Genomic DNA, 7,567 nt, shown 5'->3' with positions numbered 1-7,567 from the left:
CCCTAAAGTTGTCCCCTAAATAATTTGGCTTTCCCCCTAAATTATTTGGTTACCCTTCGCTTAGAGGAAGGGGATTGCGCTCCTATTTTTGTTCAAACATTTCTTTTTCAGTTTCTGTAAGTTTTATTTTTTTTGATAATTCTTCGATGATTTTCATAAGAACACTCCTTATTATTTTTTATAAAAGAGTATCTTTTCGATACCCTCTACATGCGTTATCCATCGTTTTTACCACCCGCAAAACATTGATTGTAAACAATCATATTCTTTTACATTTTAAAACTTTACCTTTTTTTATAAATATTTTCTTAAAAATATAAACACTTATCAAATATATAAATTTTATTATTTATTTATGCTTTGACATACGCAAGAATCATTTCTTTTAATTGGATCAACTCTGGTGTGTAGTCTTCATTTTCTTTAGAACCCCAAATAAAACCTCCTGCATAATATGCACAAGCTGTCATCATTGTATGAACTGTTACTCTCATAAACTCTTCTTCTGCCATATCTGTTTTAAACGTTTTATCTTCTTTGGCTTTTTCATACATCATATGAAAACGTGTATTTGCTGAAAAAAGTGCTTGATTAAATTCATCCATTTGTAAATCTTTTCTTCCTGAATGAGATACATAATGATTGAAATTATCATTATATCGAAGAAGAGCTTTATGCGTTTGATACATTTCAATAAAACTATCTAATGTAAAAATCAAACGACCGATAGCTGGTATATCTCCTACTGAACTCATTGGTCTTTTTTGATCTAATTCATCAAAATATTCTTTCCATTCTTTTGTATTTACCGCAATAACAAGTTCTAATTTTCCTGGGAAATAGCGAAACAATGTTGCTCTTCCAATTCCTGCTTCTTTTGCTATTTCTCCCATTGTTACAGATTCGATTTTTTTATTTACAAAAAGACGAAAAGCAACATCTATAATTTTCTCTCTGCGTTCATCTTTTTCTGACTTTTTTATTATCATAATTTCCTCACTTTATAGAGATACTCTATCTCATTAGTATTATATAAATAGCATTTTCTTTTGTCAATTTTATGTAAAAAGCTCAATTCTATATTTAAAAATTGAGCTTCTACGTATACCATATCTTAAAAATATAAACTATTTTTTATCTTTAATTTGTTGTTTTAACATTGAAACAAACTCATCAATAGTAACAGTTGTTGCTTTTTGTTCACCATGTTTACGATAAGTTACAGTTCTTTCATCACGTTCATTATTACCTAAAACAAGAATATAGTTTGCTTTTTGCATTTGTGCTTCACGGATACGATATCCTAATTTTTCATCTCTTGAATCAAGTTCTACTTCAAAACCTTCATCTAATAATAATTGATAAATTTCATTAGCGTAATCTAAATGATATTCATTTTTAACAGGTAATACTTTGACTTGTGTAGGAGCTAACCATAATGGTAAGTTTCCTTTTGTTTCTTCTAAGATATAAGCCATGAAACGATCTAATGAACCTAAAATAGCTCTGTGTAAAACAACAGGAGTTTTCTTAGTTCCATCTTCCGCAACATAAGTTAAGTTAAACTTAGCTGGTAAACAGAAGTCTAATTGACAAGTTGATAAAGTGATTTCATTACCAATAGCTGGTTTAACATTAACGTCTAATTTAGGACCATAGAAAGCAGCTTCCCCAATTTCTTCAGTATATTCAATACCAAGTTCATTCATTACTTCACGTAATTCATTTTCTGCTTTATTCCACATTTCATCATCATCATGATATTTTTCTTTATCTTCTGGATCTCTAAGAGATAAAACACAACGATAATCTGTAATATTGAAATCTTTATAAACATCTAAGATTAAATCGATAACACCTTTAAATTCTGATTTAATTTGTTCTGGTGTTACAAATAAATGAGCATCGTTTTGGCAGAAATGTCTTCCTCTTTCAATACCTTTAACAGCTCCTGATGCTTCATATCTAAAGTCATGAGCAATTTCACCAATACGAATTGGTAAGTTTTTATAAGAATGTAATTTATTTGCATAAATCATCATATGATGAGGACAGTTCATTGGACGTAAAACAAATGATTCTCCATCCATTTCCATTTGTGGGAACATATTTTCTTTATAATGATCCCAGTGTCCTGATGTTTTATATAAGTTTACTGTTCCTACAGCAGGAGTTAATACATGTAAGTAACCTAATTTCTTTTCTTTTTGTTTGATGTATCTTTCAAGTTTTTGCCAGATAGCATATCCTTTTGGTAAATACATTGGAAGACCTCTACCAATTAAATCATCAACCATGAAGATTTCCATTTCTTTACCAATTTTACGATGATCTCTTTCTTTAGCTTCTTCTAATAAATTTAAGTGTTCTTCTAATTCTTCAGCAGTTGGGAAACAAACACCATAAATACGTTGTAAAACTTTATTGTTTTTATCACCTTTCCAATAAGCACCAGAATGTTTGATTAATTTAAAGTTTTTACACATTTTAACTGTTTCAACATGAGGACCTCTACATAAATCAGTAAAATCTCCTTGACTATAACAAGTAATTGTTCCATCTTTTAAATTAGAAATTAAATCTAATTTATATTCATCATCTTTAAACATTTCTAAAGCTTCTTCTTTAGAAATTTCACGACGAACAATTCTTTTACCATCTTTACAGATTTTTTTCATTTCTTTTTCAATTTTAGCGATTGCTTCATCACTAACAACTTCATCACCTAAATCGACATCATAATAGAATCCTTCAGCTACAACAGGACCTACCCAAAATTTAGCTTGAGGATAAAGATGTTTGATTGCTTGTGCCATAACATGGGCACAAGAGTGATTTAATGTATTTAATTGTTCATTTTCTTTAAAATCTACCATTTTCCTTCTCCTTTACATAAAAAACTCTCATCCAAAGGACGAGAGTTTCGTGGTACCACCTTAATTTGCTTTTCAGCCTCAAAACTTTAACGCAGTTAACGACAATCTTTTTCAAGTGTAGCTATTAGGGAGTATCTTATAAACATTCTCAAGGTTTTCACCAACCACCTTTTCTCTAAATCAAATCATTTATAAAACATATCCTAAATCATTGCTTTTTTATTTACGTTTTTATTCTAATACAATATTTTACATTGTCAACTGATTATTGGTTTTCATTTCTTTTATTTGCATACATTTTTTCTTAAAAGCTAAATAAACAAGTTTTGAAGGAAGGGGTTCATACAATGTGAGTGTATCACATTTAACACAATATAATCCTTCAATCCCATTAACACATATATTTTCTACCCATTCATCCGTTGCTTTGCAAATACTACAGTTTTTTAATTGTTTATCATCAATAATTTGTACTCTCATTTCCATCACCAACAATTAGTATAAGCACTCATGCATAAAAATGATGTCGAATTTTATTTTCCAACTAATTTTTTTAAATCTTTTACTTCTTGTGGTTTTAAACGACGATATTCTCCAGGACGTAATCCTTTTAAATTGACACAACCAACAGAAATACGATGTAATCTTTTTACTGGATGTCCCACACTTTCAAACATTTTTTTAACTTGTCTGTTTTTTCCTTCATAAAGTTTAATTTTTAAAACAGTTGTTTTATGTTCCATATCTTTATAAGTGACTTTGATTTTACAAGGCATTGTTTTTTTACCTTCTAAATAAACACCTTTTTCTAAATGATGTAAATCTTCACCTTTAATAAGACCTTTAATTGTTACTTCATAGATTTTTTCTAAGTGGCTTCTTGGATGCATGATCATATTTGCAAAATCACCATCATTAGACATAATTAAAGCACCTGTTGTATCGAAATCTAAACGTCCAACAGGATAAATTCTTTCTTCAACTTCTTCAAAGTAATCAATTACTTTTGGTCTATCGAACTCATCATCTAATGTACAAACACATCCTTGTGGTTTGTAAAAAAGATAATAAACTTTATTTTCACCAACAATAGCTTCTCCATCAATTAAAACAACATCTCCAAATTTAACTTTAGTTCCAAGTTCAGTTACAACTTGACCATTAACAGAAACTCTACCTTCTCTAATTAAATCTTCTGCTTTTCTTCTTGATGTATAACCACTTGAAGCAATATATTTTTGTAATCTTTCCATTTATTTCACCTACTTTATCAAAAGTTATTATACCTAATTTTTATATCTTTGCAATCTGTTTTTATTTTTTTGAAAAATACCTTTTAAACACACTTTTTTTCTTTCCTAAATACTTAATAATTGTTATACTAACTTTTGGTGAAATAAAAAAATGAACGAACAATTATTAATAAAAAATATTGCTGAAATCGGTAAATTATTACTTAAAAATGGTGCTGAAATTTACCGTGTAGAAGAAAGTCTAGAACGTATGTGTCAAAGCTATGGCTTTCAAGATATAGGTGTTTTTGCTCTTCCTACTTATTTTACAATGAGTGTTACTTTTCAAGATGGAACAAATACTTCTCTTACTAAAAGAACTTTACAAAATCGTACAAACCTTGATGCTGTTTGTGCTTTAAATGATCTTGTTAGAAAAATCTGTAATGAAACACCTACTAATGATTTTATTGAACAACAAATAAAGGCTATCAATTCCTTACATCCTATCATGCCACTTGTTTTTTTAGGGTATGGTTTAGGTGCTGGAGGTTATGCTATTTTTTTTGGAGGCGGACTTCATGAAGGAATTATTGCTGGAATCATAGGTTTTTTAATGTATTTTTTTGTATGGATCAATGAGATTTTAGGAATTAATTCTTTAATGCGTACAACACTAACAAGTATGTTTTTAACTATCTTAGCGATTTTGTTTTATCATTTTCATTTGATTTATAATCTAGATGCGACAATTATTGGTTGTTTAATGATTTTAACTCCTGGAATTGCAATTACCAATAGTTTAAGAGATATTATCGATGGAAACTATGTTTCCGGGCAAGCACGTCTTGTTGAAGCTTTTTTTATTGCAACAGCAATTGCTTTAGGAGTTGGATTGATGCGTATTTTATTGAAAGGATTGATTTAATGGAACAAGTAATTCAATGTTTAAGTGCTTTCTTAGGGTGTTTAGGATTTGCTTTTGTTTTTAGAGTACATCGTCATCTGCCTTATGCATTTTTAGCTTCTCTTGGTGGGATGCTAGGATGGATCGTTTATTTACTGGTGATACCCTATCTAAGTAATATTATGTCAAATTTATGTGCGATGATCGTGGTAGCTTTATTTAGTGAAATTATGGCAAGAATATGTAAAGCTCCTGCAACTATTTTTATTGTTGTTGGTTGTTTCCCCATTGTCCCTGGGAAAGGAATTTATCAAACAATGCTTTATTTGATTTCACATGATCAAGATTTATTTCTTGATTCTCTTTTTCAAACAGTAGGAACAGCTCTAGCACTTGCAACTGCAATTTTAATTGTTTCAACTTTCTTTAAAGTTATTAAAACCATTAAACAAAAGGACTATCATTTATGAAAATATTAGGAATCATTGTTGAATATAACCCTTTTCATACCGGACATCTTTATCATTTACAAAAAGCAAAAGAAATGGTAAAGCCCGATTTAACAATTGCTATTATGTCTGGTAATTATGTTCAACGAGGAGAAGTCGCAATTATTGATAAATTTAAAAGAAGTGAACTTGCTATTAAATATGGTGTTGATTTAGTTATCGAACTCCCTTTTGCATATGTTTGTCAAAGTGCCGATTATTTTTGTAAAGGAGCGATTGATTTACTTTATCATATAGGAATTACTGATCTTGTTTTTGGTAGTGAATGTGGTGACATCGATACTTTTAAAGAAATCGCCTACGCTATTAAAAATCATCCTAATGAATATGATCAATATGTTAAAGCTGCTATGAAAAAAGGATTACGTTACCCTGATGCTTGTAATCAAGCTTTAAGTTTATTACTAAATAAAAGTATCAAGACACCTAATGATTTATTAGGTTTAGGTTATGTTAAAGAAGTCATTGAAAATGATTATCCTATTACTTTACATTGTATTAAAAGATCCAATGATTATCATGATACTACACTTACAAAAATTGCTTCTGCTACAGCTTTACGTAAAGCTTTAAAAGAAAAACAAGATGTTCATGATTATCTATTAGATATGTCTTATTATGATTTGCTTTATCATCAAAATGATTTCTTTGATTATTTGAAATATCAAATTATCATTCAAAGCCCTACACAATTAAAAAAGATCCATCTTGTTGATGAAGGCATTGAAAACTTATTAAAAAAAGTTATTTTTAATGTAAGTAGTTATGAAGAATTGGTAAATAAACTTACAAGTAAACGTTATACAAAAACAAGGATTCAAAGAATGTTATTACACATTTTAATGAATAACACAAAAGAAGAAATGAAAAACTGTTTTCCTATTGATTATATTCATGTTTTAAAAATGAATCAAAAAGGACAAAAGTATTTAAAAACAATCAAAAAAACATGTTCTTATCATATAATTACAAATCTTTCATCTTATAAACATCCTGCTTTAGATTTAGAAATTAAATCATCAAAATTATTATCTTTAATAGATCATCAAATGATCAAAAAAGAATTTCAAAATATTCCTGTTATCGAACTATCTAAAAGATAGTTCTTTTTTATTATTGAAATATGTGCTTAAATTAAAATAGTAGCTAAATGAAAGATTTGAATTATGATCATTCTTTATACTATTCTTTAAAAGAAAAACATAAAAGCTTAGAAATTAAAGATTTTAAAACTAAAAATATTTTAGGAAGTAATTATATTCAAAAAAACCATGATTTATCAATACAATCAACACCTCATTTTATTAATGAAAGAACAGTCAATCAACTATTAAAAAAATCATATCATTTACCAATAATCATCTTATACAAAAATAAAAAATGTCTTGTTAATCCCTTTATTTTAAACCAAGAACTCTATGGAATGTGCCATATTATCGTCATTCCTACAAATAAAGAAATTAATTATGTACAAATCAATTATCCAAACAAGGAAAAAGAAAAACTCTTTTATGAAAAAAATTTTATTCAAACACTCATTCAACATATTCGTTATTATATGTTACAAGAAAATGAATTTTATTCTTTTTCAGAACTTCAACAATTTGAACTCTTACAATCTTATCAAGATGATGCATTATCATCTGTAGAAGTTCAAGAATTATTCTTAAATGAAATAAAGAACATTGAAAAAGACATCATTGATTTACAAAAAGAATACCAAAATAAAAAAGATATTCTTGAAAAACTTACAAACATAAATCAAGAATATAATCATCTCTTAAAACAAGAGGATGAAGCATTAATTACGATTCATCAAGATAATTATAAAGAATATCAAGAGTATATTTTTTCAATCATTCATAAAACTTTAATGAATTTATCTCCTGATAATACTTATCGTAAAAGAGATCTTTTAAAGTCTATTGAAAGGAAACATCACCTATGAAGCATTTATCAACTTTGATTGCTGTAAAAAATCTAACTATTAGTGAACTACTCCGACTTACACTTCGTTTAGAAGTCGGAGATTCTTGCTTCAAC

General features: G+C 28.1%; 8 protein-coding genes. 4 read left to right on the top strand and 4 right to left on the bottom strand.

The genetic code is table 11. The features are described from left to right. Positions 1-353: 353 nt before the first annotated feature. The 4 genes from LJD32_RS14140 to LJD32_RS14125 form a co-directional block, all read right to left on the bottom strand. Positions 354-989: a TetR/AcrR family transcriptional regulator gene (locus LJD32_RS14140; RefSeq protein WP_175302054.1), complete on the bottom strand. Its 636-nt coding sequence runs from the start codon at positions 987-989 to the stop codon at positions 354-356. Between the two features lie 138 nt (positions 990-1,127). Then, on the bottom strand, positions 1,128-2,876 hold the full coding sequence (gene thrS, locus LJD32_RS14135) for a threonine--tRNA ligase (RefSeq protein WP_107030605.1): 1,749 nt from the start codon (positions 2,874-2,876) through the stop codon (positions 1,128-1,130). A 249-nt stretch (positions 2,877-3,125) separates the two neighbouring features. Next, positions 3,126-3,356: a hypothetical protein gene (locus tag LJD32_RS14130; protein ID WP_052011167.1), complete on the bottom strand. Its 231-nt coding sequence runs from the start codon at positions 3,354-3,356 to the stop codon at positions 3,126-3,128. Positions 3,357-3,409: 53 nt separating this feature from the next. Next, positions 3,410-4,129 (bottom strand): pseudouridine synthase, encoded by a 720-nt coding sequence (locus LJD32_RS14125; protein ID WP_227392711.1) that lies wholly within the window; start codon positions 4,127-4,129, stop codon positions 3,410-3,412. 151 nt (positions 4,130-4,280) lie between these two features. On the opposite strand from LJD32_RS14125, the gene LJD32_RS14120 reads away from it, so the two are divergent. From LJD32_RS14120 to LJD32_RS14105, 4 genes are read left to right on the top strand one after another with little or no spacing between them, the layout of a single operon-like run. Beyond that, positions 4,281-5,036: a threonine/serine exporter family protein gene (locus LJD32_RS14120; protein WP_032091686.1), complete on the top strand. Its 756-nt coding sequence runs from the start codon at positions 4,281-4,283 to the stop codon at positions 5,034-5,036. Continuing rightward, positions 5,036-5,485 carry a threonine/serine exporter family protein gene (locus LJD32_RS14115; protein ID WP_119362907.1) on the top strand — a complete coding sequence of 150 codons (450 nt, stop codon included), beginning with the start codon at positions 5,036-5,038 and terminating at the stop codon, positions 5,483-5,485. The genes LJD32_RS14120 and LJD32_RS14115 overlap by 1 nt, the downstream gene beginning before the upstream one ends. Continuing rightward, complete coding sequence (locus LJD32_RS14110; protein ID WP_227392710.1) at positions 5,482-6,627, top strand: nucleotidyltransferase; 1,146 nt, start codon at positions 5,482-5,484, stop codon at positions 6,625-6,627. The genes LJD32_RS14115 and LJD32_RS14110 overlap by 4 nt, the downstream gene beginning before the upstream one ends. A gap of 47 nt (positions 6,628-6,674) precedes the next feature. Then, a complete protein-coding gene (locus LJD32_RS14105) occupies positions 6,675-7,472 on the top strand; it encodes a hypothetical protein (protein WP_227392709.1) in 798 nt (265 codons plus the stop codon). Positions 7,473-7,567 lie beyond the last annotated feature (95 nt).

It is taken from the genome of Faecalibacillus sp. TM498, assembly GCF_020589955.1.
In the GTDB taxonomy this organism is placed as follows: domain Bacteria; phylum Bacillota_I; class Bacilli_A; order Erysipelotrichales; family Coprobacillaceae; genus Faecalibacillus; species Faecalibacillus intestinalis.
Note: the sequence above shows the minus strand (reverse complement) of the source record. Positions and strands in the feature narration are given on the sequence as shown.

Excerpts from the sequence above, each read along its gene's own strand:
- LJD32_RS14140 (WP_175302054.1), bottom strand. The coding sequence starts at position 989 with ATGATAATAAAAAAGTCAGAAAAAGATGAACGCAGAGAGAAAATTATA.
- thrS (WP_107030605.1), bottom strand. The coding sequence starts at position 2,876 with ATGGTAGATTTTAAAGAAAATGAACAATTAAATACATTAAATCACTCT.
- LJD32_RS14130 (WP_052011167.1), bottom strand. The coding sequence starts at position 3,356 with ATGAGAGTACAAATTATTGATGATAAACAATTAAAAAACTGTAGTATT.
- LJD32_RS14125 (WP_227392711.1), bottom strand. The coding sequence starts at position 4,129 with ATGGAAAGATTACAAAAATATATTGCTTCAAGTGGTTATACATCAAGA.
- LJD32_RS14120 (WP_032091686.1), top strand. The coding sequence starts at position 4,281 with ATGAACGAACAATTATTAATAAAAAATATTGCTGAAATCGGTAAATTA.
- LJD32_RS14115 (WP_119362907.1), top strand. The coding sequence starts at position 5,036 with ATGGAACAAGTAATTCAATGTTTAAGTGCTTTCTTAGGGTGTTTAGGA.
- LJD32_RS14110 (WP_227392710.1), top strand. The coding sequence starts at position 5,482 with ATGAAAATATTAGGAATCATTGTTGAATATAACCCTTTTCATACCGGA.
- LJD32_RS14105 (WP_227392709.1), top strand. The coding sequence starts at position 6,675 with ATGAAAGATTTGAATTATGATCATTCTTTATACTATTCTTTAAAAGAA.